This is a genomic window from Bacillus sp. 05T31 (assembly GCF_056396725.1).
Genome location: NZ_JBFTMA010000894.1, coordinates 1 through 1,426 on the forward strand (window position 1 = coordinate 1; position 1,426 = coordinate 1,426).

Genomic DNA, 1,426 nt, shown 5'->3' on the forward strand with positions numbered 1-1,426 from the left:
ATTAAATATAGAACTATTTAATTATCTAGGAAAAAATCGCGATCAAGTATTTTTTGGTGATACAACTCGTTCTTGTGTAGTAGATGTAATAAACAGTTATGATAGAAATCCGATTTCTACATTAAAATTCTTTTCTATCTCTCCATATACAACTGTTGAATGTATAGATGAGATCGTAGAATTTCTTTATGAACATATTTCGATTGCCACTAAACAGATTTATTCATATGTTTAATAACCATTTTTGTTAGCGCTTTAATAGTTAAACTTAACTAAATTAAATAAAATTTTTAATCCTTTTAATTACTATTAACTATATCAGGAAAGAGGAAAAACATATGAATATAGAGCTACTAGATACACACCACGTGAAAGATGCAGCACATTTACTTGCACATTCTTTTGTGAATAACGAACCTCTTGTAAGCAGTTTACAAATTCCTTTTGCTCCTTTTCACAAAATGTGCGAAGAAATGATGAAACAAGCTGTATCTCAAGCTATGTCATTTGTAGCAATAGAGAATTTTCAAATTGTTGGGGTTCTTTTAACAAAAAAAGTAACCCAGCCACTAATAGATACAGCTAAAGCGACTGAACTATGCCCACAAATGGAACCTATTTTTCAACTTTTAGATACATTAGAGACAGAATCTATTGAGTTTTCTCATTTAGATAAAGAAAAATTGGTCTATCTAGATATGGGCGCTTGTCATCCAGATTGGATGGGAAGTGGGATAATCACCACCCTTCTTTCACATGCCATTCAAGAGATAAGTAAAAAAGATTTTGATTTTATTGCTGCTTGTACAAATAAAATTTCTCAAAAAATCCTTAAAAAACTGTATACGACCTTTGAAATGAATGAAATAGTGTATAGTAAATTTCTTTATAAGGAAAATTACCCATTTGCTAACACAACAACTTCCTTAGCAGCTCAATTACTATATATACCTCAATCCCAATTCGTCATCAAGGCCATATAAATTTGTGAAGAAGGCTAGCTGTACTTTTGTGCAGCTGCTTTTTTTATATAGAGTAAATTAGTAATAGATATTCTAACATAAGTGACACCTTTCACACTTTAACTTCTTCGAATTCAATAGCCACTTTCACAGCATGCCTTATTTCTCTGCTTAACCTACCTAAAAATCCCCTTCTATTTATTAAAACATGTTTCATCATGTTTTAATTTCATATGCTCCATTATTTCATCTACACCAGTAACTTAAATACTTATCCCTATTTTGATGTCTAATCTTTTACTTTTCAAGTAACGAGTGATACATAGACTACCACTCTTAAACAGTTTAAAACATATTGGATGATAACCCCTTAATTTACCTATAATACTGACGGTTACAAGTCTCTTTCATTTCATTTATCTATTCATCTTACATACCCTATAGCTATCTAATCTTCCTTAAAG

The 1,426-nt window shown here is 30.5% G+C and carries 1 protein-coding gene and 1 pseudogene; both read left to right on the top strand.

Features of this window, described 5'->3' with window-relative positions:
* Positions 1-235: pseudogene (locus tag AC1DJR_RS29635) on the top strand (aspartate aminotransferase family protein); the annotation flags it as partial.
* Positions 236-338: 103 nt separating this feature from the next.
* Complete coding sequence (locus AC1DJR_RS29640; protein ID WP_477004221.1) at positions 339-983, top strand: GNAT family N-acetyltransferase; 645 nt, start codon at positions 339-341, stop codon at positions 981-983.
* Positions 984-1,426 lie beyond the last annotated feature (443 nt).

Excerpts from the sequence above, each read along its gene's own strand:
- AC1DJR_RS29640 (WP_477004221.1), top strand. The coding sequence starts at position 339 with ATGAATATAGAGCTACTAGATACACACCACGTGAAAGATGCAGCACAT.